We start from the raw sequence: 24,983 nt of genomic DNA, 5'->3' as shown, positions 1-24,983 counted from the left end.
GGTCGCGGACGCCGCAGCGTGTGACGATCGAGTCACCGACCTCGACCTGTCCGCCACTGTGACCAGGGAGCCTCCGATCAGCACCGTGACCTCGCCCCCGCGCCTGTACCGCGCCCCGGAGCACCGGATGGCCGCCGGCGTCGCCGCCGGTATCGCCGACCATCTCGGCATCTCGGTGCTGCGGGTGCGCGTCGCGTTCATGGTCCTGCTCGGGCTCAGCGGGCTCGGCCTGCTGCTCTACGCCGCCTTCTGGGCGGTGGTGCCGCTGCGTCCCGGTGACACGGCGGTGCCGCCCCGGCGGGACGTCGCCCAACTCCTGCCGTTCGTGGGGATCGGGCTCGGTGTCCTGTTGATCCAGGTGATGGTTTTCGACTCGGTCGGCGCGGCGGGCACCGCCGGTTGGTTGGTGGCCATCATCGCTGTCGGCGCCGGGGTGATCTGGCATCAGTCCGCGCCCGAGCGGCGGCGACAGTGGGGCGACGCGATGCCGGTGCCCTGGCTCGGCGCGGTCGTCGAGGAGAGCGACCGGCGGGCCTTCGTGCTGCGGTTCATCGGCGGTGGAGTGCTGGTCGCGGTCGGCATCATCGGCGTCGCGGCCGTGTACTCGCCGGCACAGAACTTCGACGCGGTGATCAATGGCGTGATCTTCGCGTTGGTCGGGCTGGCGGGCGTCGGCGTGGTCGCCGCGCCGGTGCTCTGGCGGACGTACAGCCAGCTCCGCTCGGAGCGCGAGGGGCGCATCCGCGAGCAGGAGCGGGCCGAGCTGGCCGCGATGGTGCACGACCAGGTGCTGCACACGTTGGCCCTGATCCAGCGCAACGCCGGTGACGTCAAGACGGTGCAGCGGCTGGCCCGGGGGCAGGAGCGTTCGCTGCGCAACTGGCTCTACAAGCCGACCGCTTCGCCGAGCGAGCGCTTCGCCGCCGCGCTGGAGCAGGCCGCGGCTGAGGTCGAGGACACCTTCGCGATCAGCGTGGAGACGGTTGTGGTGGGGGACCGGGAGACCGACGAGAAGGTCGGGGCGCTGGTCGCGGCCGCCCGGGAGGCGTTGGTGAACGCGGCCCGGCACGCCGGTGTGCAGACCGTGTCGCTCTACGCCGAGGTGGAGCCGGATCAGGTCAGTGTCTTCGTCCGGGACCGGGGGAAGGGCTTCGATCCGGATACCGTGGAGGACCACCGGCACGGCGTACGCGGCTCGATCATCGGGCGGATGAAGCGGCACGGCGGACGGGCCGAAATACGGTCCGGCCCGGGGGAGGGGACCGAGGTCCGGTTGATCCTGCCGATCTCCCGGGACTCGTCCGCAGCGGAGAGGAACAGATGACCATGGCCGAGCAGCCGACCGAGCACCTCGACCCGGCGGAGGCCCGCCCCGAGCGGCTGCGGGTGTTCCTGGTGGACGACCACGCCATGTTCCGAGCCGGGGTGCGTGCGGAGTTGGGCGCCCACGTCGAGGTGGTGGGCGAGGCGAGCACGGTGGCCGAGGCGGTCACCCGGATCGCCGTCGTCGGCCCGGACGTGGTGCTGCTCGACGTGCACATGCCCGACGGCGGCGGTCGCGCGGTGCTGGAGGCGATGCGGCGTACGCACCCGCAGGTCAAGTTCCTCGCGTTGAGCGTCTCCGACGCGGCGGAGGACGTGATCGGGCTGATCCGTGCCGGTGCCCGCGGGTACGTCACCAAGACCATCTCCCCGGACGAGTTGGCTGCGGCGATCCGTCGCGTGGCCGACGGGGACGCGGTGTTCAGCCCACGGCTGGCCGGGTTCGTGCTGGACGCCTTCGCGGCCCGACCGGACGCGCCGGTGGCCGACCCGGAGCTGGATCAGCTCACCAACCGTGAGCGTGAGGTGCTGCGGCTGCTGGCCCGGGGGTACGCGTACAAGGAGATCGCCAAGGAGCTCTTCATCTCCATCAAGACTGTGGAGACGCACGTGTCGAACGTGCTGCGCAAGCTTCAGATGTCCAACCGCTACGAGCTCTCCCGTTGGGCGGCGGATCGCCGCCTCGTGTGACGGCTCGTCGCGCCGGCGAGGATCAGAGAAACGGCCGGCGCGCCCTCGTACACCCAGCCGATGATCGTGTCCGGGTAGCCGTAGGGGCCCTCATCCGGACGGGTCGAAACGTGAGTGGAGACGGACGTCCCGGCGGGCTCGGGTGACCTCGGCGCTCGCGCAGGGGCCGAGGCCCACTGTTCGGGTGGCGCAACGTATTTCCTGCTCAGTGCCGCCCGCGTCGGGCGTTTTATGATCATTTTTCAAGTATCGGCAACGTGGCGGGCAACTAACGGCTTGATAACGGCACCTTCACGGAAGAGGCCAGTGGGTGTCACAGTGGCAGCACCTCACCATCGGTGTGTGGCACTCCGTACGCCCCACGACCACGATTTCGCCGATCTCGGCGGCCCGTGGCTGTGTCGGTTGCGTCGTGTCAGGCCTCGTTGGTGGGGGAGCCCGGCGGATCGGAACATCAGGGGTGTCCCCAACTTCCCTGTGGTCCCGGCGACCCGCGCCCCGGGGTGGTCGGGCGGTGTCACCCCCAAACGTGCGTGAAACCCACGACGGAACCTGGTTAGAAAGAGGAGGCCCCTCGGAATGAGAGTCTCGAAGCGGGCGACGAGCGCTATCGCGCTCAGCGCGGCTGCCGCGCTTGTCGCGAGCGGTTGCTCGAGCGGCGGCGACGGCGACACTGCCGCCAGCGCGGACGGCTCGATCGTTGTTCACGGCGTCCAGCCGGAGAACCCGCTGGTCCCGTCGAACACCACGGAGACCGGTGGCGGCAAGATCATCGACTGGATGTGGACCGGCCTGGTCGAGTACCCGAACGACGGTGGGGCCCCGCGTAACGCGCTGGCGGAGTCCATCAACACCACGGACTCCAAGGTCTTCACGATCAAGATCAAGGCCGGTACCAAGTTCCACGACGGTACCGAGGTCAAGGCGAAGAACTTCGTCGACGCCTGGAACTGGGCCGCCTACTCGCCGAACGGCGCGCAGAACGGCACCTTCTTCGCGGACATCGCGGGCTTCGACCAGACCTACACCACGGACCCGGATGGCGCGGACGGCCCGAAGAAGGCCCCGACGCCGACGACCGACAAGCTGTCCGGCCTGAAGGTCATCGACGACCAGACCTTCGAGGTCACCCTGTCGGCGCCGACCGCGGTCTTCCCGACCAAGCTCGGCTACAGCGCCTTCATGCCGCTGCCGGACGTCTTCTTCACCATGAAGCCGGAAGAGTTCGGCAAGACGAAGCCGATCGGCAACGGCCCGGTGAAGTTCGTGTCCTGGGAGGACAACTCCCTCATCAAGCTGACGCGCTTCGACGACTACAACCTTCGCGACAAGATGAAGGTCAAGGACGTCGACGTCAAGCTGTACCAGGACGACAACGCCGCCTACGCCGATCTGCTGGCCAACAACCTCGACTTCATGGAGGTTGTCCCCACCTCGGCGCTCGCCGGTGACAAGTGGAAGACCGACCTCGGTGACCGGGGCCGCTCGACCGTCACGCCGTCGACCGCGTTCATCGCGTTCCCGGTCTACGACAAGCGCTTCGCGAACCCGAAGCTGCGTCGTGCGGTGTCGCTGGCCGTCAACCGGCAGGAGATCTCGGACAAGATCTTCTTCGGTACCCGCAAGCCGGCCGACAGCTGGGCGAACCCGCTGACCCCGGGCGCCAAGCCGGGCAACTGCACCGCCTGCAAGTTCGACCCGGAGACGGCCAAGACGCTGCTCGCCGAGGCCGGTGGCTTCAGTGGTGAGATGGTCTTCTACTACAACGCGGACTCCGCCCACAAGGACTGGATGGACGCCGTCGCGCAGCAGGTCAAGACCAACCTCAACATCAACGCGCGGGCCGAGGGTGTGCCGACCTTCGCGGTGTTCCGCCAGAACATCAACGCCCACAAGATGACCGGCCCGTACCGTGCTGCCTGGCAGCAGGACTACCCGGACGTCGAGAACTGGGTCAACCCGCTCTTCGTCACCAACGGCTCCTCGAACGACGGCCTCTACAGCAACACCGAGGTCGACGCCCTTGCCAAGCAGGCCAGCGGCGCGCCGAGCCTGGAGGCCTCGCACGAGGCGTTCGCCAAGGCGGTCGAGAAGGTCGACCAGGACGTCCCGAGCATCCCGGTCTACTTCTACGGTCAGCAGTCCGGCCACTCGGAGAAGATCAAGAAGCTCGAGCTGAACAACGTCGGCGAGATCGACATCACCTCGGTCGAGCTCTGATCCGAACGGTCTGACCCCGGGTCGGGCTCGCCACATCCGGTGAGCCCGACCCGGGGCCGTTCCGCGATTGGGTGTTACAACACTCCACTCGCACGTTGTCACCACCGTGTCGGCCGTCCGACGCGCCCCCTGTCTGGAGGACCACCCCATGGGCCGTTATCTGTTGAGACGGCTGCTCCAACTCGTGCCGGTCTTCATCGGTACGACGTTCCTGATCTACTGGCTCGTCTGGGCCGTTCCGGGCGATCCGTTCGCCGGCAAGTGCGGCGAGCGTCGCTGCCCGGACCAGTACATCGCCTTCATGACCGAGAAGTACCACCTCGACCAGAACGTCTTCGTGCAGTACGCCAACTACATGAAGAACCTGCTCCAGGGCGACTTCGGTCAGACGTTCTCGCAGCGCGAGATCAGCGACATCATCCTGACTTCGTACCCGAACACCCTGAAGCTGGCCCTCGTGGCTCTCGCCATCGAGGCGATCATCGGCCTCGGCGCCGGCGTCCTCAGTGGTCTGCGGCGTAACGGCTTCCTGGACAACCTGGTCCTGGTCTCCACCCTGTTCCTGATCGCGCTGCCGGTCTTCGTGGTCGGCTTCGTGCTGCAGTGGCTGCTGGGTGTGCAGTGGGGCATCATCAAGCCGACCGTCTCCTCCGAGATGCGGTGGTCCGAGTTGATCGTTCCGGGCTTCGTGCTGGGCAGCGCGTCGGTGGCGTACATCGCCCGGGTGGCACGAACGAGCATCGCCGAGAACCGTCGCGCCGACTACGTGCGGACCGCCATCGCCAAGGGCCTGCCGATGCGCCGGGTGGTCGGCGTGCACCTGCTGCGCAACTCGCTCATCCCGGTGGTGACCCTGCTCGGCACCGACCTCGGTGCCTTGATGGGTGGCGCGATCGTCACCGAGGGAATCTTCGGCATCAACGGAATCGGCCGTCAGGTCTTCCGGGCGATCATCACCAAGGAAAGCGCCACGGTGGTAGGAATCGTGGTCGTCCTGGTGCTGGTCTATCTCGTGATGAACCTGCTGGTTGACCTGCTCTACGCCGCCCTGGACCCGAGGATCCGTTATGAGTGACCCGAGTACCGCATCGATCGTCAGCACCCCTGGCGCACACCCCACCGACTCCGCCGCTCCCGCCACCGCGGGCCAGCCGCAGAGCAACGAGAAGCCGCGCGGCCTGCTCGGCGACGCCTGGCGGGATCTGCGGCGCAAGCCGCTGTTCTGGATCTCGGCCACGCTGATCGTGATCTTCCTGTTGATGGCGGCCTTCCCGGCGCTGTTCGCCCCGGGCGACGCGGTCAACGGCTCGCTGTCCCGCAGCCTCGACAAGCCGTCCGCCAATGGCTGGTTCGGCTACGACGTGCAGGGCCGCGACGTCTACGCCCGGGTCATCTACGGCGCACGGGCCTCCATCGTGGTCGCCGTGCTCTCCGTGATGGGCACCCTGCTCATCGGCGGCACCATGGGCATCATCTCCGGTTACCGCGGTGGCTGGGTGGACGCGCTGCTCAGCCGGATCGCCGACGTCTTCTTCGGCCTGCCGTTCGTGCTCGGCGCGATCGTCATCCTGACCACCTTCAACGGGTCGGGCGCCGGCAACAGCAAGGCCCAGATCATGGGCCTCGTGATCGCGTCGCTGATCGTGCTGAGCTGGCCGGTCGTGATGCGGCTGATGCGCTCCTCGGTGCTCGCCACCAAGGAGGCCGACTACATCGTGGCGGCCCGCGCGCTGGGTGCCGGCACCGGCCGGATCATCCTCAAGCACCTGCTGCCGAACTGCCTGGCCCCGCTGCTGGTCTACGGCACGATCATGGTCGGCTCGTTCATCGGCGCCGAGGCCACCCTGTCGTTCCTGGGCGTCGGTCTGAAGTCGCCGGTGGTGTCCTGGGGCATCATGATCAGTGATGGGCAGCAGTTCGTCCGGGTCGCGCCGGGGCTGGTGTTCTTCCCCGCCGCGTTCCTCGTCACCGCAGTGCTGAGCTTCGTGATGCTCGGTGAGTCGGTCCGCGAGGCCCTCGATCCGAAACTCCGCTAGGGGAGATCCAGTTGTCCGACATTCTCGTGTCCGAGCAGTCAGCGCCGGGACCTGGCGGGTCCGGGCGTCCCTCCGGCCGCCTGCTCGAGGTCGACGACCTGCGGGTGGAGTTCCGCACCCGGGACGGCGTCGCAAAGGTCATCAACGGGGTCACGTACCACGTCGACGCGGGGGAGACCCTCGCCGTGCTCGGCGAGTCCGGCTCCGGTAAGAGCGTCACCGCGCAGACCATCATGGGCATCCTCGACACGCCGCCCGGCTTCGTCACCGGTGGGCAGGTCCGCTTCCACGGCAAGGACATGCTCCGCATGTCCGACGAGGAGCGGCGCCGCATCCGCGGCGAGGGCATCGCGATGATCTTCCAGGACGCGCTCTCCGCGCTGAACCCCGTCTTCACCGTCGGGTTCCAGATCGCCGAGCAGTTCCGGGTCCGGCGGGGCATGGGCCGCGCGGAGGCCAAGAAGCGCGCGATCGACATGCTCGACCAGGTCAAGATCCCGAACGCCAAGGGCCGGTTCAACAACTACCCGCACCAGTTCTCCGGCGGTATGCGGCAGCGCGCGATGATCGCGATGTCGCTGGCGCTCGACCCCGAGGTGCTGATCGCTGACGAGCCGACCACCGCGCTCGACGTGACTGTGCAGGCCCAGATCATGGATCTGCTGGCCGAGCTTCAGCGCGAGCGGCAGATGGGCATGATCCTGATCACCCACGACCTCGGCGTGGTCGCCGACGTCGCGGACCGGATCGCTGTCATGTACGCGGGCCGGATCGTCGAGGAAGCCGACGTGTACGAGCTGTACGCCAAGCCGGCGCACCCGTACACGCTGGGTCTGATCGACTCCATCCCGCGCCTCGACGAGAAGGGGCAGCAGCTCCGGACGATCAAGGGCCTCCCGCCGAACCTGATGAACATCCCGCCGGGCTGCCCGTTCAACCCGCGGTGCCCGATGGCTCAGCCGGTGTGCCGGGAGAAGGTCCCGCCGCTGCTGCAGGTCGGCCCCGCCCGGGCCAGCGCCTGCCACTTCGCCGAGGAGCTGGTGAACCGTGTCTGAGAACATCCTCGAGGTCAATGACCTGGTCAAGCACTACCCCGTCACGCAGGGTGTGGTGTTCAAGAAGACCGTCGGTCAGGTCAAGGCGGTCGACGGGGTCTCGTTCGGGCTGCGCGCCGGTGAGACGCTCGGTGTGGTCGGCGAGTCCGGCTGCGGCAAGTCGACGCTCGCCCGGGTGCTGATGAACCTGGAGAAGCCGACCGCCGGCAACGTGGTCTACAAGGGCCAGGACATCTCCAAGCTGTCCGGTGGGGCGTTGCGGCGTCTGCGCCGGCAGATCCAGCTGGTCATGCAGGACCCGTACACCTCGCTGAACCCGCGGATGACCGTCGGCGACCTGCTCGGTGAGCCGTTCGAGATCCACCCGGAGGTGGCGCCGAAGGGCAGCCGCCGGGCCAAGGTCCGCGAGCTGCTCGACCTGGTCGGGCTCAACCCGGAGCACATCAACAGGTACCCGCACCAGTTCTCCGGCGGCCAGCGCCAGCGCATCGGCATCGCCCGCGCGCTCGCGCTGCGGCCCGAGATCATCGTCTGCGACGAGCCGGTGTCGGCGCTGGACGTCTCCATCCAGGCCCAGGTCATGAACCTGCTGGAGCAGTTGCAGGGCGAGTTCGGCCTGTCGTACGTCTTCATCGCGCACGACCTGTCGGTGGTCCGCCACCTCTCGGACCGGGTCGCGGTGATGTACCTCGGCAAGATCGTCGAGATCGGCACCGAGGACGAGATCTACGAGCGGCCGACCCACCCGTACACCCAGGCGCTGCTCTCCGCAGTGCCGGTGCCGGATCCGACCCAGCGGAACAACAAGACGATCATCCGGCTCACGGGGGACGTGCCGTCGCCGATCAGCCCGCCCTCGGGCTGCCGGTTCCGGACCCGCTGCTGGAAGGCGCAGGACGTCTGCGCCGAGCAGGTCCCGCTGCTGGAGATCCGACGGGGCTCGGACCACCCGAGCGCCTGCCACTTCGCGGAGAAGCGCGAGATCGTCGCCAGCCACGAGGTGTGAGTCACCGAAACCGCCTGCCGCCGTCACCACGACGACGGCAGGCGGTTTCGTCTGTCAGTGACCCGGATCGGCCGCGCGACCGCCCGGTAGCCCACGCGGCGTCAGCGGGCCGTGTGCGGCCAACTCGGGCGGTGTGGCTCACCAGGTCGGCTCACCGGGGCCCGGACGGCCCGGGCGGCTCACAGCGGCCCGCGGCCCGCACGGAGCAGCAGCAGGGCAAGTTGGGTGCCGTCGGCGCCGAGCGCGACCCGGAAACGCTCCAGGATCTCCCGTTCCCGGGAGAGCACCAGGCGAGTCCCACCGGACGCCATCCGGGTCACCCCGACCTCCTGGGACAACGCGGCCCGCTCCTGCCAGAGCGTGATCAACGCGTGGTCGATCTCGTCGATCCGTTCCCTGATCTGCACGATCCGCGCCGAGGCGGACGGCTCCTGGGTGCCGGTCTGCTGCTCGGCCGGCTCGGCATCCGCGCCGGTCGGTGGCGTGGCCACCGCCGGCTCAGCCCCCTGCGCGGCGGGCTGCCCCGGTCGGATCGGGCTGCCGCTCTGCTCCATCACGTCTGTCATCATCGGGTACCTCTCGCACTGTGGTGCCCGGTGCCCGGAACCTGGGACGGAAAAAGCCCCGGACTCCAGGAGCCCGGGGCTTTAGCAGGTCTGAATCGATCAGGCGCGACCTACGGCTGCCGGACTCCCGGTGCCATAGTAAAAGTAGAAGCGCGCAGCGATCACGTGGTCGAGTATGCCCACGTCGTTGCCGGGTGCGCAAGCATTCCGCGTCGCGAAGGGCACCTTTCCCGCCTGTGGGCGTGCCGGGTGGTGGTGCGCGCCGTCGGGCATGAGCTGCTGAGCGCCAGCGGCGCAGTGTCGGGCCGGCGGCATAGACTTGTCGGGCGATGCATCCTCTCTTCGACATCCCCGCGTCCCCGCCTGCGCCGGAGTCCGCGCCGGCCCGCCCGCACCGACCCGGGGCGGCCGCCGCGCGTCTCGATCCGCAGCAGTTGCTCGCCGGGCTGAACGGGCCGCAGCGCGACGCCGTCAGCCATGCCGGCTCGCCGCTGCTGATCGTTGCCGGCGCCGGGTCCGGCAAGACCCGGGTGCTCACGCACCGGATCGCCTACCTGCTCGCCGCTCGGGACGTGCACCCCGGCGAGATCATCGCGATCACCTTCACCAACAAGGCCGCCGGCGAGATGAAGGAGCGCGTCGCCGCGCTGGTGGGCCCCCGGGCCCGCCTGATGTGGGTGTCGACGTTCCACTCGGCCTGCGTGCGGATCCTGCGTGCCGAGCACGAGCACGCCGGCCTCAAGTCGACGTTCTCGATCTACGACGCGGACGACTCCCGCCGGCTGATGCAGTTGGTCACCCGCGAACTGGATCTCGACCCGAAGCGCTACCCGGCGCGTGGGCTGGCCGCCCAGGTCTCGAACCTCAAGAACGAGCTGGTCGACCCGGAGCAGTTCGCGGCGCGGGCCACCGGGCCCAACGAGCGGGCGCTCGCGGAGGCGTACACGCTCTACCAGCGTCGGCTGCGTGAGGCCCACGCCCTGGACTTCGACGACCTGATCATGACCACGGTGCACCTGCTCCAGTCCCACCCGCATGTCGCGGAGAGCTACCGCCGGCGGTTCCGGCACGTGCTGGTCGACGAATACCAGGACACCAACCACGCCCAGTACGTCCTGATCAAGGAGCTGGTCTCCGGCACCGACGGGCTGGAGCCCGCCGAGCTGTGCGTGGTCGGCGACGCCGACCAGTCGATCTACGCGTTCCGGGGTGCGACGATCCGCAACATCCTGGAGTTCGAACGGGACTTCACCGACGCGCGGACGATCCTGCTGGAGCAGAACTACCGCTCCACCCAGACCATCCTCAACGCGGCCAACGCGGTGATCGACCGCAACACCTCCCGCAAGCCGAAGCGACTGTGGAGCGAGTCCGGCGCCGGCGAGCAGATCGTCGGCTACGTGGCCGACACCGAGCACGCCGAGGCCGACTGGGTGGCTCGGGAGATCGACCGGCTGGTCGACGCCGACGAGACCCGCCCCGGCGACGTCGCCGTCTTCTACCGCACCAACGCCCAGTCCCGCGTCTTCGAGGAGGTGTTCATCCGGGTCGGCCTGCCCTACAAGGTGGTCGGCGGGGTGCGCTTCTACGAGCGCAAGGAGGTCCGCGACGCCCTGGCGTACCTGCGTTCGGTGGTAAACGACGACGACACGGTGAGCCTGCGGCGAGTGCTCAACACCCCGCGCCGGGGCATCGGCGACCGTGCCGAGGCGTGTGTCGAGGCGCTCTCCAGCCGCGACCGGATCTCCTTCGGCGCGGCGCTGCGCCGGGCCCGGGAGGCGCCGGGCATCTCCAGTCGGGCGGCCAACGGCATCGCGGACTTCGTGGCGTTGCTCGACGGCGCCCGCGAGCTGGCCGAGACCGGCACCCCGGAGGAGGTGCTGGAGGCGCTGCTGACCCGCTCCGGCTACCTCACCGAGCTGGAGGAGAGCCTGGACCCGCAGGACGCCGGCCGGGTGGACAACCTCCAGGAGCTGGTCAGCGTCGCCCGCGAGTACACCGAGCGGATCGAGGCACTGGGCGAGGAGGGGGAGCGTGCCACCCTGGCCGGCTTCCTGGAGCAGGTGGCGCTGGTCGCCGACGCCGACCAGATCCCCTCCGACGACCCCGACCACCAGGGTGTGGTCACCCTGATGACGCTGCACACCGCCAAGGGGCTGGAGTTCCCGGTGGTCTTCCTGACCGGGCTGGAGGACGGCGTCTTCCCGCACCTGCGCTCGCTGGGCGACACCCGCGAGTTGGAGGAGGAGCGCCGACTGGCGTACGTCGGCATCACCCGTGCCCGACAGCGGCTCAACCTGTCCCGGGCGGTGACCCGCTCGGCCTGGGGGCAGCCGTCCTACAACCCGCCGTCGCGCTTCCTGGAGGAGTTGCCGACCGAGTTGGTGCACTGGGAGCGGACCGAGGGGTCGTACACCTCGTGGGCTGGCGGGGGCGGCGGCGTCGGTGGCCGCGCGGACCGCGCGCCCGGCGCGCGTGGCAACTTCACCGGGGGTACGCCGAAGGCGGCGCAGCTGGCCCAGCGCCTCGGCGTGGACGCCAGCCGGCTGACCACGGCCAGCGAGCTGCCACAGGGGCCGAAGGTGTCAGCGGGCGACCGGGTCAACCATCAGCGGTACGGGTTGGGGCGGGTGCTCGCCGTCGAGGGGCACGGCCCGGGTGCCCGCGCGCAGATCGACTTCGGCGACCAGACCATGTGGCTGGTGCTCCGGCACGCCCCGGTCGACAAACTCTGACCCCGGCATCCCCAAGATCGCACCAAATCAAGGAAAGAGTGGCCTCGCGTACCGCTGAGGCCACTCTTTCCTTGTTGTTGCGCCGGAGCGCGCGGGGATGTCGCCTCAGCAGCCCAGGTCGACGCCGCGGGCCCGCATGAACGGGGCCGGGTCGATCTGGTTCCACATGCCCTGGTGCACCTCGAAGTGCAGGTGCGGGCCGGTGGCATCGCCGGTGGCGCCCTCGTAGCCGATGACCTGGCCGGCCTTCACCTTCTGACCGACGGTGACCGCGATGCGGCTCTGGTGGGCGTAGTGGGTCAGGTAGCCGTTGCCGTGGTCGATGAAGACGGAGTTGCCGTATCCGTCGGAGGCGTCGCCGGCCTGGGTCACGGTGCCGGCGGCCGCCGCGTGGATCGGCGTACCGGAGGGCAGCGCCAGGTCGATACCGGCGTGCAGGGTGCCCCAGCGCTGCCCGTAGCAGGACGTGACGGCTGCGCCCGGCATCGGGTCGACCCAGGCAGGTGTGGGCCTGGTGGTCTTCTTCGGCTTCGGCTTCGGCTTCGGCTTGGCCTTCGCGGCGGCCGTCTTCGTGGGGGCCGGGCTGGCGCTGACCGCCGACGGGCTGGGCGTCGGGCTGAGCGAGGGGACGACCGGGGTGCTCGACTCACGGACCGAACGGTCGGCCCGGCTCGCGGCCTCGGCCCGGGCCTGGGCGTCGAGGGAGACGGCGGCGGGTGCCGGGTGGTCGGTGCCGCTGGTGGCGACGGCGACACCGCCGAGGCCGAGGGCTACCAGGGCGGCGGCCCCGAGCACGATGAGGCGGTTCCGTCGGCCGGTGCGCTGCGGCGCGGTCTGGCTGGTGTCGGGGGTGTTCTCGTTCTGGACGGGGCTGTCTTCCTGCACGGCGGACCTTCACAGTCGAGGGGCACTTGACCTCGAAATACTGGTGTCGGGCCGAGGTGGGGCAGGCGCGGGGACCGAACCCTCGAAGGGAGGGCTGACGGTCGGTGCCCGGATATGACCCGCTGTGCGGCGCTACATCCGGAAAAGTGATCATGTTGGTGGGTGCCGTCGGTCACATTCGACGCTGTGACCCGGGATACATCCGCCAGGACCGCACAACGCAAAACCGCCCGGATCGACAGATCCGGGCGGTCAGCGGTCGTTACGCATCGTCAGCGGTCGGCTACCTCGCTGTAGATTGCCTCGACTTGCAGCTTGATGTCCACTCCGCGCTCCTGGAGGAACGGCACCGGGTCGGTCGGCTGCCCCTTGACATGGATCTCCAGGTGCAGGTGGGTGCCGTACGCGTGGCCGGTCTGACCCACGAGGCCGAGCTGGTCGCCCGCCTTGATCTGCTGGCCCTCCTTGACGCTCACGGCGGAGGAGTGGCCGTAGATGGCCTCGCTGCCGTCGGCGTGTTGGACGATCACCGCGTTGCCGTACCCGCCGAACCAGCCGGCCTTGGTGACCAACCCGTCGTGGATCGCCACGTAGGGCGTGCCCTCGCCGGCGACCAGGTCCACGCCGGTGTGCATCTTGCCCCAGCGGACGCCGTAGGGGGAGTTGAAGTCGTAGCCCTGCAGCGGCAGCAGCCAGACCTCGGGCTCGGCGCTGTCAGTGCTGCGGCTGTCCCGGGAGGCGCGGTCGGCGTTGTCGGCACGGGCCGCGGCGTCCTGGCTGGTGACCGACGCCTGCTTGAGCTCGTCGAGAACCGTCGGGCTGACGTCCTTGGCGTCCGGCAGGGCGCTCGCGCCGAGGGCCACGATGCCGGCACCGACGAACGCGGTGGTGACGACAGCGGCGTAACGGCTGCGGGGTGGGGTGGGTACGCGGCGGCGACCGCGATATCGATCGGGCTCAGACGACAGGCGCTGGCGCACGCACACCCTCCGTTGTCGGGGTTCCGAAGCGGCCGGTGGCGTCCCCTGAAGCCTCAGTGGAACGTCCGCTGACCGCGTCGTCACCCGTCCATGGACCTGATGACAACCGTGGACACGTTAGCCAACCGCCAGGCGAGTCACAAGCTAGACCGAAAAATTGGCGTGTCGATCTGTCCGTTTGCGTCCATGATTGTCATGCATCGCGACGCCGAACGGTGCCCCCGTCGCTGCCCGTTCGTCGCCGAGCGTGACCGTTCCGGCGGAGTCGTCCGACTTGACTCCGAACCGCGCCGGGATGACGTCCCCGGCCCTGCCAGCGACGCGACCGTGGCGAAGCCGGCACGGCACCAGGCCGGACCTCTCCGGGTTGCGCGGTGGGCACGCCGGGTAACGGCCGGTGACGGAGCCCGGATTTCCCGGGCCGGGCCCGCCGGGTTACCGTTCGTTAAGGTGATGGCGGTCAAGCCGGTGAAAGGTGTGCGCTGATGAGCTCTCGGATTCGGGTCGTCGTCGCGAAGCCTGGCCTGGACGGCCACGACCGGGGCGCGAAGGTCGTCGCGCGCGCCCTGCGGGATGCCGGGATGGAGGTCGTCTACACCGGCCTGCACCAGACTCCTGAGCAGATCGTGGAGACCGCCATCCAGGAGGACGCCGACGCTGTCGGCCTGTCGGTGCTCTCCGGCGCGCACATGACGCTGTTCCGGCGGGTGCTGGAGCTGCTCGGGGAGCGGGACGCCCGCGACATCGTCGTGTTCGGCGGCGGCATCATTCCGAACGGCGACATTCCCGAGTTGGGGAAGCTGGGCGTCGCGAAGATCTTCACGCCGGGCGCCACCACCCAGGCGATTGTCGAGTGGGTCCGACAGAACGTGGCCCAGCCGGTTTCCTGAGGCACGCCGATCTGCTGCGCCACCGAATTTGGGCACGGGGGAGGGGCCGGACGCACCCCTCACACGTCCGGCCCCTCTATGCACGATGCCCCGCCGCCACCCCTCGACCGACAGGGCATCGGCCGTATCCCGTCTTTGCGCTGTTCAGCGCTCCGACATCTGACTCAACGACGCCCCCACGGCGGGGTTACGCAAGCCGGACAACATCGCCCGGACGGTGGATGCCAACCGAGTCGTGGCCGGAAACCGGCCACACCTGATGTCCGGTTGTGCATTACCGCACACCGCGCACCCGCTCGGTTGCCGGCGGTGTCGACCTCGCTAGGCTGCGGCCAATGGCCTGTTTCAACTGATGACAGGCGTCAAACTGTTTTCTGAACGCTGGTGGCGGCGCGACGGCGCGCCGCGGAGACGGGACGGGACGCGCAATCGTGGACCTGTACGAGTACCAGGGGCGGGACCTGTTCGAGCGGCACGGCTTGCCCGTGCTGGCCGGCGGCGTCGCCACTACCCCGGAAGAGGCCCGCGCGATCGCCGAACGTCTTGGCGGCCGTGTGGTCGTCAAGGCGCAGGTAAAGGTCGGCGGCCGAGGTAAGGCCGGCGGCGTCAAGCTGGCCGAGGGCCCGAATGAGGCGGTGGCTCGCGCCACCGACATCCTCGGCATGGACATCAAGGGTCACACCGTCCACAAGGTCATGATCACGGTGACCGCGGACGTGGCCGAGGAGTACTACTTCTCGTACCTGCTCGACCGGGCGAACCGCACCTTCCTCTGCATCGCCAGCGTCGCCGGCGGCATGGACATCGAGCAGGTCGCCGCCGAGACCCCCGACAAGGTCGTGAAGGCCCCGATCGACGCCGTGAAGGGCGTGGACGAGGCCAAGGCCCGCGAGATCGTGACCGCTGCCGGCTTCCCGGCCGAGGTCGCCGACCAGGTGGTCGAGATCGCCGTCGGCCTGTGGCAGGCGTTCGTCGCCGAGGACGCCACCCTGGTCGAGGTCAACCCGCTCGCCAAGAACGGCGACGGCCGGATGCTGCTGCTCGACGCCAAGATCAGCCTGGACGAGAACGCCGCGTTCCGGCACCCGGACCACGAGGCGCTTGTCGACCAGGCAGCCGTGGACCCGCTGGAGCAGGCCGCCAAGGCCAAGGACCTCAACTACGTCAAGCTCGACGGCGAGGTCGGCATCATCGGCAACGGCGCGGGTCTGGTCATGTCGACCCTCGACGTGGTCGCGTACGCCGGTGAGCGGCACGGCAACGTCAAGCCGGCCAACTTCCTCGACATCGGCGGTGGCGCGAGCGCCGCGGTGATGGCGAACGGGCTGGAGATCGTGCTCTCCGACCCGGCCGTGAAGAGCGTCTTCGTCAACGTCTTCGGCGGCATCACCGCCTGCGACGAGGTCGCCAACGGCATCATCCAGGCGCTGGCCCTGCTGGAGCAGCGCGGCGAGCAGGTCACGAAGCCGCTCGTCGTCCGTCTCGACGGCAACAACGCCGAGGCTGGCCGGGCGATCCTGGACAGCGCTAACAACCCGCTCGTGCAGCGGGTGGACACCATGGACGGTGCGGCCGAGCGGGCCGCCGAGCTGGCAGCTGCGGGGGTCTGATCATGGCTATCTGGCTGACCAAGGACTCGAAGGTCATCGTCCAGGGGATGACCGGTTCCGAGGGTTCCAAGCACACCCGGCGGATGCTGGCCGCCGGCACCAACGTGGTGGGCGGCGTCAACCCGCGCAAGGCGGGTCAGACCGTCGACTTCGACGGCACCGAGCTGCCGGTCTTCGCGTCCGTCGCGGACGCGATGGCCGAGACCGGGGCCGACGTCACAGTCATCTTCGTGCCGCCGCAGTTCACCAAGGCCGCCGTGGTCGAGGCGATCGACGCCGCGATCGGCCTGGCCGTGGTGATCACCGAGGGCGTCCCGGTGCACGACACCGCGTCGTTCTGGGCGTACAACGTGGCGCAGGGCGAGCGGACCCGGATCATCGGGCCGAACTGCCCGGGCATCGCCTCGCCGGGCGCGTCCAACGCCGGCATCATCCCGGCCGACATCACCGGCTCCGGCCGGATCGGCCTGGTCAGCAAGAGCGGCACGCTGACCTACCAGATGATGTACGAGCTGCGCGACATCGGTTTCTCCACCTGCGTCGGCATCGGCGGTGACCCGATCATCGGGACCACCCACATCGACGCCCTCGCGGCGTTCGAGGCCGACCCGGAGACCGACGCCATCGTCATGATCGGTGAGATCGGTGGCGACGCCGAGGAGCGGGCCGCCGAGTTCATCAAGACCAACGTCACCAAGCCGGTGGTCGGCTACATCGCCGGCTTCACCGCTCCGCCCGGCAAGACCATGGGTCACGCCGGTGCGATCATCTCCGGCTCGGCCGGCACCGCCGAGGCGAAGCAGGCGGCGCTGGAGGCCGTCGGCGTCAAGGTCGGCAAGACGCCGACCGAGACCGCGAAGCTGATGCGGGAGATCATGTCCGGCAGCTGAGCCGGTCAGGCAGTACGAAGGGGGTCGACCGGTCACGGTCGACCCCCTTCGGCGTACACGCGCCCTGCGCTGGTCAGTCGTTGTTCCAGAACGGGTAGTTGCCGGTCGAGCGCAGGATCGCCCCGCCGATGATGTTGATCACGCCGAACGCGATGGCGAGGTAACCGAGCAGCGGCGACTGCCCGTACCGCCGGGCGTCGCGGATGGACAGGTAGCCGAAGACGATGCCGAAGATGCCGCAGCAGATCAGCCCCAGCACGATGCCCAGCACGCCCCAGAGGGTGGTGCGGTCGCGTCCCCGGGCCGGTGGGGGTGGGGGAGGCGGGTATGGCGTCGTCACAGCGTCCTCCGAGCGGTAATGGGCGACGTGCCGGCCCGGACCGCGACCGGCGGGCCCGTCCCGGGTGGCGGCGACTCGCGCCCCCTCAGGGCCGAGGCTAGACCGGCCCGGGTGGGCAGGACGTCGGTTCGGTGAACTCGCCGACCTTAGGAGGGGTTAACGGACTGCCACCGCCCGCGCGACGTGCCAGAGTAGAGCGGATGTCCCCCGTCACCCCTGACCGTCCCAGCCGTCCCGGCGGTGTGAGCGCCGACGACCGGCCGGTCGACCGTGCCGCACCGGCCCGGCGGGTGCCCGCGCCTCGCGCGGGCGGGTCGCCGCGCGGGCGGGCGCCGTTGCCAGTCGCCGCCGGGGTGGCCGCCTGCTGGGCCGCCCTCACCTCCTACCTGCCGGTCGCCATCGTGCTCGGCCTGGTGCAGCTCGGCGCGGACGGCACCACAGTGACCGGCACCCTGCGCACCGCGCTGGCCGGCTGGCTGCTCGGGCACGGCGTGCCGCTGCACACCGAGACCGGGCCGCTCGGGCTCGCCCCGCTGGCGCTGACAGTGCTCGCGCTCTGGCGGCTGACCCGCGCCGGCGTGCACGTCAGCCGCGCGATGGGTGCCCGCGACACCCGCTCACCGCGCCGGGCACTGCTCGCCGCGGTCGCGGTCGGTGTGGCGTACGCGCTGCTCGGCGCGCTCGCGGCGGTGCTGGTCGGCACGGGTGGGCCGAATGTGTCGCTGATCCGGGCGGGCGCCACGTTCGCGGCGGTCGGCACGCTCGCCGCGCTGGTCGGCGCGGTCCGGATCACCGCCGTGACCCGGCTGCTCGTCACCCGGCTTCCGGGCCCGGTGCGCGACGGCGTTCGCACCGGCCTGGTGGCCGGGCTGCTGCTGCTCGGTGCGGGCGCGGGCGCGGCCGGCCTGGCGGTGGCCACCGGCGGCGGCGACGCGGCCGACATGATCGGGGCGTACCGGACCGGGGTCGCCGGGCAGGCCGGCATCACACTTGTCAGCGTGGCGTACGCGCCCAACGCGGCGGTCTGGTCGACCAGTTACCTGCTCGGGCCGGGGTTCGCGGTGGGGACGGACACCGCGGTCCGTACCAGCGAGGTGTCGGTCGGCGCGCTGCCGGCCGTGCCGCTGCTCGCTGGCCTGCCGCGCGGCCCGGTGGACGGCTTCGGCGCCCTGCTGCTCGCGGTGCCGGTGCTGGCCGGGATGGTCGCCGGTTGGCTGCTCGCCCGGCGGGTGGCTCGACTCGCAGTGCCGGAGCGGGCCGCGCAGCGTTGGGCCGAGCTGCTGGCGCCGGCGGTGCTGGCCGGGCCGGTGGCCGGGGTGGTGCTCGGCGCGGCCGCGGCGGTCTCCGGTGGGCCGCTCGGCGCCGGTCGGCTGGCCCAGGTCGGGCCGGTGGGTTGGCAGGTCGGGGCGGTCGCGGCCGGTGTCATAGCTGTCGGCGCGCTGCTCGGCGCCGCCGCCACCCGGGCGCTGACCCGCGGGCCCGCGCAGTAGAGCCGCGGCCACCCGTCCACTGACCCGCGGTCTAGCGGGTAGACGAGCGCGGGGCGCCCCGGGTGAACCCGGAGCGCCCCGTCGAATCCGAACCCGTCAGGGCTGGGCGGGCAGGTTGACGTTCAGCACCACGCTCAGGATGATCGAGATGATGCCGAGCGCGACGCCGACGGCACCACAGATCAGGCCGGCCTTGGCCTGACCGGCGTTGCTGGCCTGCCCCTGGTCAGCCTTCTGCTTGCCCAGGTAGCCGGTCACCAGGGCCCCGATGCCGACCGGGATGCCCAGGATGGCGCAGCAGGCCAGAGGGATCGACGCGATACCGAGGATCAGCGCCACCAGGCCGAGGGTGTTGTTCTGCCCCTGTGCCTGCGGGTACCCGGCGTTCGGGTAGGTCGGGCTGGCGCCGTACGGGGGCTGCTGCTGCGCGTACGGGTCCTGGTGCGGCGGCTGCTGACCGTACGGCTGCCCCGAGGTGGGCTGCTGACCGTACGGGGCCTGCGGCGCGGCGTACGGGTCCTGCGGCTGCTGACCGTACGGCTGGCCGGAGGTGGGCTGCTGGCCGTACGGGGCGGCCGGCGGCTGGGGAGCGGTCGGGTCCTGGTTGGGCTGCTGGCCGTACGGGTCCTGACCGGGGTTACCGGGCTGCATTCGAGAAGCTCCTTGGACTGGTTCCGTCAGTTGGTGCTCTTTGTTTCCATCCATGATCGCGGTCAGTCCTCCCAAAGCCCAGTACAGCAACAGGAAGACATGTCTCCCAAAGCAGGCAAAAGGGTCCTTGTCGACCGCTTCGTGTGCCGGATCAGTGGCGGTGTGTGGGCCGGCGCGGCGTTCGGCCCGAGCGAGCGGCAGCGTACCGGGTCGACGCACGTCGGCACCGTCGAAGATCGGCGCACCGCCCGGTCGAAGGGGGTCCCTGACCTGCCCGATAGGGTGGCCCGGTGACCGAGCCCGCGCCTGTCGCCCGCATCGTCGTCCTCATCTCCGGCTCCGGGAGCAACCTTCAGTCGCTGCTGGATGCCGCCGCCGACCCCGCGTACGGCGCACAGGTGGTCGCGGTCGGCGCGGACCGCGACGGCATCGCGGGCCTGGACCGGGCCGACGCGGCGGGAGTGCCGACCTTCGTCGAACGGGTCCGCGACCACGACACCCGGGAGGACTGGGACCGCGCGCTCACCGCGCACGTCGCGAAGCACCAGCCCGACCTGGTCATCTCCGCCGGTTTCCTCAAGCTTGTCGGCCCGCACTTCCTCGCCGCCTTCGGTGACCGCTACCTGAACACCCACAACACGCTGCTGCCGGCGTTTCCCGGCATCCACGGCCCGCGTGACGCCCTCGCCTACGGCGTGAAGCTCACCGGAGCCACCCTCTTCTTCGTCGACGCCGGCATGGACACCGGGCCGATCGTCGCGCAGGTAGCGGTGCCGGTGCTGGACGACGACGACGTCGACACGCTCACCGAGCGCATCAAGGAAGCCGAGCGACGCCAGCTCGTCGAGCAGGTCGGTCGGCTGGTCCGCGAAGGCTGGACCATCACCGGAAGGAAGGTCACGGTTCCGTGAGTCCCACTCAGGACGGGCGCCGCCCGATCAGGCGGGCGCTGGTCAGCGTCTACGACAAGACCGGGCTGGTCGAGCTGGCTCAGGCCCTGCACGCGGCCGGTGTGGAGATCGTGTCCACCGGCAGCACGGCGGGCACCATCGCCGCCGCCGGGGTGCCGGTGACGCCGGTGGAGACGGTGACCGGGTTCCCCGAGGTGCTCGACGGCCGGGTGAAGACCCTGCACCCGAAGGTGCACGCGGGTCTCCTGGCGGATCTGCGCAAGGACTCCCACGTCACGCAGCTCGACGAGCTGGGTGTGGCGGCGTTCGACCTGCTGGTCTCCAACCTCTACCCCTTCCAGGCGACGGTCGCCTCGGGCGCCGACGTCGAGGAGTGCGTGGAGCAGATCGACATCGGTGGCCCGGCCATGGTGCGGGCCGCCGCCAAGAACCACGCCTCGGTCGCCGTGCTCACCGACCCGGCCGGTTACCCGGCGCTGATCGGCGCGCTCAGCGAGGGTGGCTTCACGCTGGCCCAGCGTCGCGCGCTGGCCGCCCGGGCGTTCGCCGACATCGCCGAGTACGACGTCGCGGTGGCCCAGTGGTGCGCCAAGGAGTTGGCACCCGCCGACGACTCGTGGCCGCAGTTCGCGGGGCTGGCGCTGCGCAAGTCGACAGCGCTGCGCTACGGCGAGAACCCGCACCAGGCCGCCGCGCTCTACACCGACCCGGACGCCCCGGCCGGGCTGGCCCAGGCCGAGCAGTTGCACGGCAAGGAAATGTCGTACAACAACTACGTCGACGCCGACGCCGCCTGGCGGGCCGCGAACGACTTCGCCGACCAGCCGGCGGTGGCGATCATCAAGCACGCCAACCCGTGCGGCATCGCTGTCGGCGCGGACGTCGCCGAGGCGCACCGCCTGGCGCACGCCTGCGACCCGGTGTCGGCGTACGGCGGCGTCATCGCTGTCAACCGGCCGGTCTCGGTCGAGTTGGCCCGGCAGGTCGCCGAGATCTTCACCGAGGTGTTGGTCGCCCCCGGCTTCGATGAGGGTGCTGTCGACGTGTTGCAGGGCAAGAAGAACATCCGGCTGCTGCGGGCACCGGCGTGGACGCCGGCGCTGGTGGAGGTGCGGCAGGTGACCGGTGGCGTGCTGGCCCAGGTCGCCGACCGGGTGAACGCCCCCGGCGACGACCCGGCCAACTGGCAGTTGGCGACCGGCGAGGCCGCCGACGAGGAACTGCTGCGGGACCTCGCGTTCGCCTGGCGGGCGGTCCGCGCGGTGAAGAGCAACGCGATCCTGCTCGCCAAGGACGGCGCCACCGTCGGGGTCGGCATGGGTCAGGTCAACCGGGTCGACTCGGCGCAGCTCGCGGTCGCCCGCGCCGGCGCCGATCGTGCGCGCGGCTCGGTCGCCGCCTCGGACGCGTTCTTCCCGTTCGCCGACGGCCCGCAGATCCTCATCGACGCCGGCGTCCGCGCGATCGTGCAGCCCGGCGGCTCCATCCGCGACGAGGAAGTCATCGAAGCGGCCAAGAAGGCCAACGTAACCATGTACCTGACCGGCACCCGCCACTTCTTCCACTAACCCCCGGCCCCCCGGCCCCCCGGCCCCCGGCTCGACCCCGTCGATCATGAAGTTATTGCCCTGCACGTCGGCGTGTCAGGGCAATAACTTCATGATCAACCGCGGGGGCGTTAGGCCGGGGTGGCTGGGCGGAGTTCGGCGAAGTGGCAGGCGGAGGGGTGGGGGTCCGCTGCCCTCGGGACCGTCTTGGGGTCCTCGGTGGCGCAGATGTCCTGGGCCTTCCAGCAGCGGGTCCGGAAATGGCACCCGCTCGGCGGGTCGGCCGGGCTGGGCACGTCGCCAACCAGCCGGATCATGTTGCGCTGGTCGCGGGCCTCCGGGTCCGGCACCGGCACCGCGGAGAGCAGAGCCTGGGTGTACGGGTGGGTGGCCCGCTCGTAGATCTCGTCCTCGGTGCCGATCTCGACGATCCGACCGAGGTACATCACCGCGACGCGGTCGGCGATGTGCCGCACCACCGACAGGTCGTGCGCGATGAAGATGTACGAGAGCCCCAGCTCGCCCTGTAGCTGCTTGAGCAGGTTGATCACCTGGGCCTGGATGGAGACGTCGAGCGCCGACACCGGCTCGTCGCAGACGATCACCTCGGGCTTCAGCGCGAGGGCGCGGGCGATGCCGATGCGCTGACGCTGACCGCCGGAGAACTGGTGCGGGTACCTGTTGATGTGCTCCGGGTTGAGCCCGACCAGGTCCAACAGCTCCTGGACCCGCTTGGCCTTGCTGCCCTTCGGCGCGGCATCCGGGTGGATCTCGAACGGCTCGCCGATGATGTCGCCGACCGTCATCCGCGGGTTCAACGAGGTGTACGGGTCCTGCATCACCATCTGCATGTTGCGGCGCAGCCGGCGCAGCTCACCCCCGGAAGCCTTGAACAGGTCCTTGCCCTCCAGGGTGGCGCGTCCGGAGGTGGGTGTCTCCAACCGCATCAGCAGCCGGGCGAGGGTGGACTTGCCGCAGCCCGACTCGCCGACCACGCCGAGCGTCTCGCCCCGACGCAGCTCGAAGCTCACCCCGTCGACGGCCTTCACCGCCCCGATCTGTCGCTGGAACAGCACGCCCTGAGTGATCGGGAAGTGCTTCACCAGGTTGTCGACGGAGAGGATGGTCTCGCCGCGGACCTTGGTGGGGTTAGCTGGCGACGCTGTCATCACGGACCTCCTGCGCGAAGTGGCAAGCGCTGGTCCGGCCGTCGCCGAGGACCAGGTCGTGCGGCACCTCGTCCACGCAGACCTGCTGGACGTACGGGCACCGGGGGTGGAACGGGCAGCCGGACGGGATGCGCATCAGGTTCGGCGGCAACCCCTTGATCGTCGACAGTTCCTGACCGCGAACGTCCAGGCGCGGGATCGACTCCAACAACCCCTTGGTGTACGGGTGGGCGGGCGCCTTGTAGAGCGAGCGGACGTCGGCGTGTTCGACGATCCGGCCGGCGTACATGACAGCGATCCGGTCCGCGACACCGGCGACCACACCCAGGTCGTGGGTGATCAGGATCATCGCCATGTTGAGTTCCCGGCGCAGGTCGGCCAGCAGGTCCATGATCTGGGCCTGCACTGTCACGTCGAGGGCCGTGGTGGGCTCGTCGGCGATCAGCACCTTCGGGTCCAGCGCCAACGCCATGGCGATCATGACGCGCTGCCGCATGCCGCCGGAGAACTGGTGCGGGTAGTCGCCGATCCGCTTGGCGGCACCCGGGATCTTGACCAGATCCATCAGTTCGACGGCACGACGTCGAGCGTCGGCTCGGGACATGCCGGCGCGCTGGCGCAGCGTCTCACCGATCTGCCAGCCGACCGGGAACACCGGGTTGAGGGCGGAGAGCGCGTCCTGGAAGATCATCGCGATCTCCTTGCCACGTACCTGCCGCCGCTGCTCCTCGGAGCGGGTCAGCAGGTCCTCACCCTGGTAGAGGATCTGGCCGGAGCGGACGAACGCTGGCGGGGTGTCCAGGATGCCCATGATCGCCTGGGCGGTGACCGACTTACCCGAGCCGGATTCGCCGAGCACGGCAAGGGTCTCGCCGGCGTCCAGGTGGTACGACACGCCGTTGATCACCCGGGCGACACCCTCGTTGGTGCGGAACTCGACGTGCAGGTCCCGCAACTCCAGCAGGTGACCGCCCTCTGGTGTGGCAGAGGCGGGAGTTGGATTGACGGTCATGAGGTTCTCACCGCAGCTTCGGGTCGAAGGCGTCACGGATCGCGTCGCCGAGCATGATGAACGCCAGCACGGTCAGCGCCAGGAAGGCCGACGGGACGATCAACGGGGTGGCCGCCTCCCGCATGTGGATCCGGCCGGTGTCGATGTCCTGACCCCAGGAGATGGTGGGCGCCTTCAGGCCGATGCCCAGGAAGGAGAGCGTGGCCTCGGCCGCGATGAACGAGCCGAGCGCGATGGTCAGTACGACGATCGCCGGGGCCAGCGAGTTCGGCAGGATGTGCCGCCACATGATCCGGCTGTTGCCGGCGCCGAGCATCCGGGCCGCCGCGACGTAGTCCTGCTCCTTCGCGGTGATCACCGAGGACCGGACCACGCGGGCAGCGGTGGTCCAGCCAAGGAGAGCCAACACGAAGACGACAGCGCCGATCCGAGCCCACTGGCTGTCACTGGACACCCGCTTGAGCAGCACGATCGCGGCCAGCAGCAGCGGAATGCCGAGCACCACGTCGATCACCCGGGAGAGCACCGCGTCGACCCAGCGGCCGAAGTAACCGGCCAACATGCCGATCACCAGCGCGATGATGCCGGTGCCGAGCGCGGCGAGCGCGCCGACCAGCAGCGACGCGCGGGTGCCGTAGACCGCCCGGGAGTACGTGTCGCAGCCCTGGAAGTCGTACCCGAAGATGGCCCCGCCGGACGGCCCGGCGTGCTGCCGGGAGAGCAGGCAGTCGCTCGGGCTGTTGGCGGTGAAGACCCCCGGGAACAGCGCCATCAGGCTGAAGATGACGACCAGCGCCAGCGAGATCCAGAAGATCGGGTTGCGGCGCAGGTCACGCCAGGCGTCCCCGGCCAGGCTGCGGGGCTTCTGCGCGGCGCCGATCTGGTTGGGCGTGCCCGGCTCCCCGGAGGGGCCACGTCGCGCGGCCTGGTTCTCGGTGGCCGCCACGGTCTCAAAGTCACTCATGCCTGCACCTCGC

At 69.9% G+C, this 24,983-nt stretch carries 22 protein-coding genes; 14 read left to right on the top strand and 8 right to left on the bottom strand.

Annotation, left to right across the window (positions count from 1 at the left end; all coding sequences use genetic code 11):
• Window positions 1-58 precede the first annotated feature (58 nt).
• The 7 genes from MED01_RS10640 (at window position 59) to MED01_RS10610 (ending at window position 8,330) form a co-directional block, all read left to right on the top strand.
• Window positions 59-1,324, top strand: a complete 1,266-nt coding sequence (locus MED01_RS10640; RefSeq protein WP_112622580.1) for an ATP-binding protein — start codon at window positions 59-61, stop codon at window positions 1,322-1,324.
• Between the two features lie 2 nt (window positions 1,325-1,326).
• Entirely contained in the window at window positions 1,327-2,013 is a 687-nt protein-coding gene (locus MED01_RS10635) for a response regulator (RefSeq protein WP_238668355.1), read from the top strand.
• Between the two features lie 579 nt (window positions 2,014-2,592).
• Window positions 2,593-4,233, top strand: coding sequence for a peptide ABC transporter substrate-binding protein (locus MED01_RS10630; RefSeq protein ID WP_238668339.1), 1,641 nt, complete (start codon window positions 2,593-2,595; stop codon window positions 4,231-4,233).
• A gap of 148 nt (window positions 4,234-4,381) precedes the next feature.
• Complete coding sequence (locus MED01_RS10625; protein WP_091406376.1) at window positions 4,382-5,308, top strand: ABC transporter permease; 927 nt, start codon at window positions 4,382-4,384, stop codon at window positions 5,306-5,308.
• Window positions 5,301-6,269 (top strand): ABC transporter permease, encoded by a 969-nt coding sequence (locus MED01_RS10620; RefSeq protein WP_238668338.1) that lies wholly within the window; start codon window positions 5,301-5,303, stop codon window positions 6,267-6,269. Before MED01_RS10625 ends, MED01_RS10620 begins: the two co-directional genes overlap by 8 nt.
• Window positions 6,270-6,295: 26 nt before the next feature.
• A complete protein-coding gene (locus MED01_RS10615; protein ID WP_091406372.1) occupies window positions 6,296-7,324 on the top strand; it encodes an ABC transporter ATP-binding protein in 1,029 nt (342 codons plus the stop codon).
• Window positions 7,317-8,330, top strand: a complete 1,014-nt coding sequence (locus MED01_RS10610) for an ABC transporter ATP-binding protein (protein ID WP_308193446.1) — start codon at window positions 7,317-7,319, stop codon at window positions 8,328-8,330. Before MED01_RS10615 ends, MED01_RS10610 begins: the two co-directional genes overlap by 8 nt.
• Window positions 8,331-8,509: 179 nt before the next feature.
• Here MED01_RS10610 and MED01_RS10605 read toward each other — a convergent pair whose 3' ends face one another.
• Window positions 8,510-8,899, bottom strand: a complete 390-nt coding sequence (locus MED01_RS10605; protein ID WP_238668337.1) for a chorismate mutase — start codon at window positions 8,897-8,899, stop codon at window positions 8,510-8,512.
• Between the two features lie 326 nt (window positions 8,900-9,225).
• Between MED01_RS10605 and pcrA the strand changes: the two genes are divergently transcribed.
• Window positions 9,226-11,631 (top strand): DNA helicase PcrA, encoded by a 2,406-nt coding sequence (gene pcrA / locus MED01_RS10600; RefSeq protein ID WP_238668336.1) that lies wholly within the window; start codon window positions 9,226-9,228, stop codon window positions 11,629-11,631.
• Between the two features lie 105 nt (window positions 11,632-11,736).
• On the opposite strand, the gene MED01_RS10595 is transcribed toward pcrA, so the two are convergent.
• Both MED01_RS10595 and MED01_RS10590 read right to left on the bottom strand, forming a co-directional pair.
• Complete coding sequence (locus MED01_RS10595) at window positions 11,737-12,516, bottom strand: M23 family metallopeptidase (protein ID WP_238668335.1); 780 nt, start codon at window positions 12,514-12,516, stop codon at window positions 11,737-11,739.
• Between the two features lie 272 nt (window positions 12,517-12,788).
• Window positions 12,789-13,496, bottom strand: coding sequence for a M23 family metallopeptidase (locus MED01_RS10590; protein WP_238668334.1), 708 nt, complete (start codon window positions 13,494-13,496; stop codon window positions 12,789-12,791).
• A 485-nt stretch (window positions 13,497-13,981) separates the two neighbouring features.
• Here MED01_RS10590 and icmB point away from each other — a divergent pair, with 485 nt between their 5' ends.
• The 3 genes from icmB (at window position 13,982) to sucD (ending at window position 16,886) form a co-directional block, all read left to right on the top strand.
• Window positions 13,982-14,386: a coenzyme B12-dependent isobutyryl CoA mutase small subunit gene (gene icmB, locus MED01_RS10585; RefSeq protein ID WP_238668333.1), complete on the top strand. Its 405-nt coding sequence runs from the start codon at window positions 13,982-13,984 to the stop codon at window positions 14,384-14,386.
• Between the two features lie 431 nt (window positions 14,387-14,817).
• Window positions 14,818-15,996 carry an ADP-forming succinate--CoA ligase subunit beta gene (gene sucC / locus MED01_RS10580; RefSeq protein WP_238668332.1) on the top strand — a complete coding sequence of 393 codons (1,179 nt, stop codon included), beginning with the start codon at window positions 14,818-14,820 and terminating at the stop codon, window positions 15,994-15,996.
• A 2-nt stretch (window positions 15,997-15,998) separates the two neighbouring features.
• Window positions 15,999-16,886: a succinate--CoA ligase subunit alpha gene (gene sucD, locus MED01_RS10575; protein WP_238668331.1), complete on the top strand. Its 888-nt coding sequence runs from the start codon at window positions 15,999-16,001 to the stop codon at window positions 16,884-16,886.
• Between the two features lie 73 nt (window positions 16,887-16,959).
• On the opposite strand, the gene MED01_RS10570 is transcribed toward sucD, so the two are convergent.
• On the bottom strand, window positions 16,960-17,226 hold the full coding sequence (locus MED01_RS10570) for a DUF4190 domain-containing protein (protein ID WP_196919730.1): 267 nt from the start codon (window positions 17,224-17,226) through the stop codon (window positions 16,960-16,962).
• 200 nt (window positions 17,227-17,426) lie between these two features.
• Here MED01_RS10570 and MED01_RS10565 point away from each other — a divergent pair, with 200 nt between their 5' ends.
• On the top strand, window positions 17,427-18,716 hold the full coding sequence (locus MED01_RS10565) for a cell division protein PerM (protein ID WP_238668330.1): 1,290 nt from the start codon (window positions 17,427-17,429) through the stop codon (window positions 18,714-18,716).
• Between the two features lie 96 nt (window positions 18,717-18,812).
• Here MED01_RS10565 and MED01_RS10560 read toward each other — a convergent pair whose 3' ends face one another.
• Window positions 18,813-19,367, bottom strand: a complete 555-nt coding sequence (locus tag MED01_RS10560; protein ID WP_238668329.1) for a DUF4190 domain-containing protein — start codon at window positions 19,365-19,367, stop codon at window positions 18,813-18,815.
• Window positions 19,368-19,657: 290 nt separating this feature from the next.
• On the opposite strand from MED01_RS10560, the gene purN reads away from it, so the two are divergent.
• On the top strand, window positions 19,658-20,278 hold the full coding sequence (purN, locus tag MED01_RS10555; protein WP_091406347.1) for a phosphoribosylglycinamide formyltransferase: 621 nt from the start codon (window positions 19,658-19,660) through the stop codon (window positions 20,276-20,278).
• Window positions 20,275-21,846, top strand: a complete 1,572-nt coding sequence (gene purH, locus MED01_RS10550; protein ID WP_238668328.1) for a bifunctional phosphoribosylaminoimidazolecarboxamide formyltransferase/IMP cyclohydrolase — start codon at window positions 20,275-20,277, stop codon at window positions 21,844-21,846. The genes purN and purH overlap by 4 nt, the downstream gene beginning before the upstream one ends.
• Before the next feature lie 110 nt (window positions 21,847-21,956).
• Here the strand turns inward: purH and MED01_RS10545 are convergent, their stop codons facing one another.
• From MED01_RS10545 to MED01_RS10535, 3 genes are read right to left on the bottom strand one after another with little or no spacing between them, the layout of a single operon-like run.
• Window positions 21,957-22,994, bottom strand: a complete 1,038-nt coding sequence (locus MED01_RS10545) for an ABC transporter ATP-binding protein (RefSeq protein WP_238668327.1) — start codon at window positions 22,992-22,994, stop codon at window positions 21,957-21,959.
• Window positions 22,975-24,006, bottom strand: a complete 1,032-nt coding sequence (locus tag MED01_RS10540) for an ABC transporter ATP-binding protein (protein WP_238668326.1) — start codon at window positions 24,004-24,006, stop codon at window positions 22,975-22,977. Before MED01_RS10540 ends, MED01_RS10545 begins: the two co-directional genes overlap by 20 nt.
• Before the next feature lie 7 nt (window positions 24,007-24,013).
• Window positions 24,014-24,970, bottom strand: a complete 957-nt coding sequence (locus tag MED01_RS10535; protein WP_238668325.1) for an ABC transporter permease — start codon at window positions 24,968-24,970, stop codon at window positions 24,014-24,016.
• Between the last annotated feature and the right edge of the window lie 13 nt (window positions 24,971-24,983).

The organism is Micromonospora alfalfae (assembly GCF_022230925.1).
Taxonomy (GTDB): Bacteria; Actinomycetota; Actinomycetes; order Mycobacteriales; family Micromonosporaceae; genus Micromonospora; species Micromonospora alfalfae.
The sequence above is the reverse complement of the archived record's forward strand: the minus strand, read 5'-3'. Positions and strand labels throughout refer to the sequence as shown.

Excerpts from the sequence above, each read along its gene's own strand:
- MED01_RS10565 (WP_238668330.1), top strand. The coding sequence starts at position 17,427 with ATGTCCCCCGTCACCCCTGACCGTCCCAGCCGTCCCGGCGGTGTGAGC.
- MED01_RS10560 (WP_238668329.1), bottom strand. The coding sequence starts at position 19,367 with ATGCAGCCCGGTAACCCCGGTCAGGACCCGTACGGCCAGCAGCCCAAC.
- pcrA (WP_238668336.1), top strand. The coding sequence starts at position 9,226 with ATGCATCCTCTCTTCGACATCCCCGCGTCCCCGCCTGCGCCGGAGTCC.
- MED01_RS10620 (WP_238668338.1), top strand. The coding sequence starts at position 5,301 with ATGAGTGACCCGAGTACCGCATCGATCGTCAGCACCCCTGGCGCACAC.
- MED01_RS10535 (WP_238668325.1), bottom strand. The coding sequence starts at position 24,970 with ATGAGTGACTTTGAGACCGTGGCGGCCACCGAGAACCAGGCCGCGCGA.
- MED01_RS10630 (WP_238668339.1), top strand. The coding sequence starts at position 2,593 with ATGAGAGTCTCGAAGCGGGCGACGAGCGCTATCGCGCTCAGCGCGGCT.
- MED01_RS10625 (WP_091406376.1), top strand. The coding sequence starts at position 4,382 with ATGGGCCGTTATCTGTTGAGACGGCTGCTCCAACTCGTGCCGGTCTTC.
- MED01_RS10545 (WP_238668327.1), bottom strand. The coding sequence starts at position 22,994 with ATGACAGCGTCGCCAGCTAACCCCACCAAGGTCCGCGGCGAGACCATC.
- MED01_RS10635 (WP_238668355.1), top strand. The coding sequence starts at position 1,327 with ATGGCCGAGCAGCCGACCGAGCACCTCGACCCGGCGGAGGCCCGCCCC.
- MED01_RS10540 (WP_238668326.1), bottom strand. The coding sequence starts at position 24,006 with ATGACCGTCAATCCAACTCCCGCCTCTGCCACACCAGAGGGCGGTCAC.
- sucD (WP_238668331.1), top strand. The coding sequence starts at position 15,999 with ATGGCTATCTGGCTGACCAAGGACTCGAAGGTCATCGTCCAGGGGATG.
- MED01_RS10605 (WP_238668337.1), bottom strand. The coding sequence starts at position 8,899 with ATGATGACAGACGTGATGGAGCAGAGCGGCAGCCCGATCCGACCGGGG.
- icmB (WP_238668333.1), top strand. The coding sequence starts at position 13,982 with ATGAGCTCTCGGATTCGGGTCGTCGTCGCGAAGCCTGGCCTGGACGGC.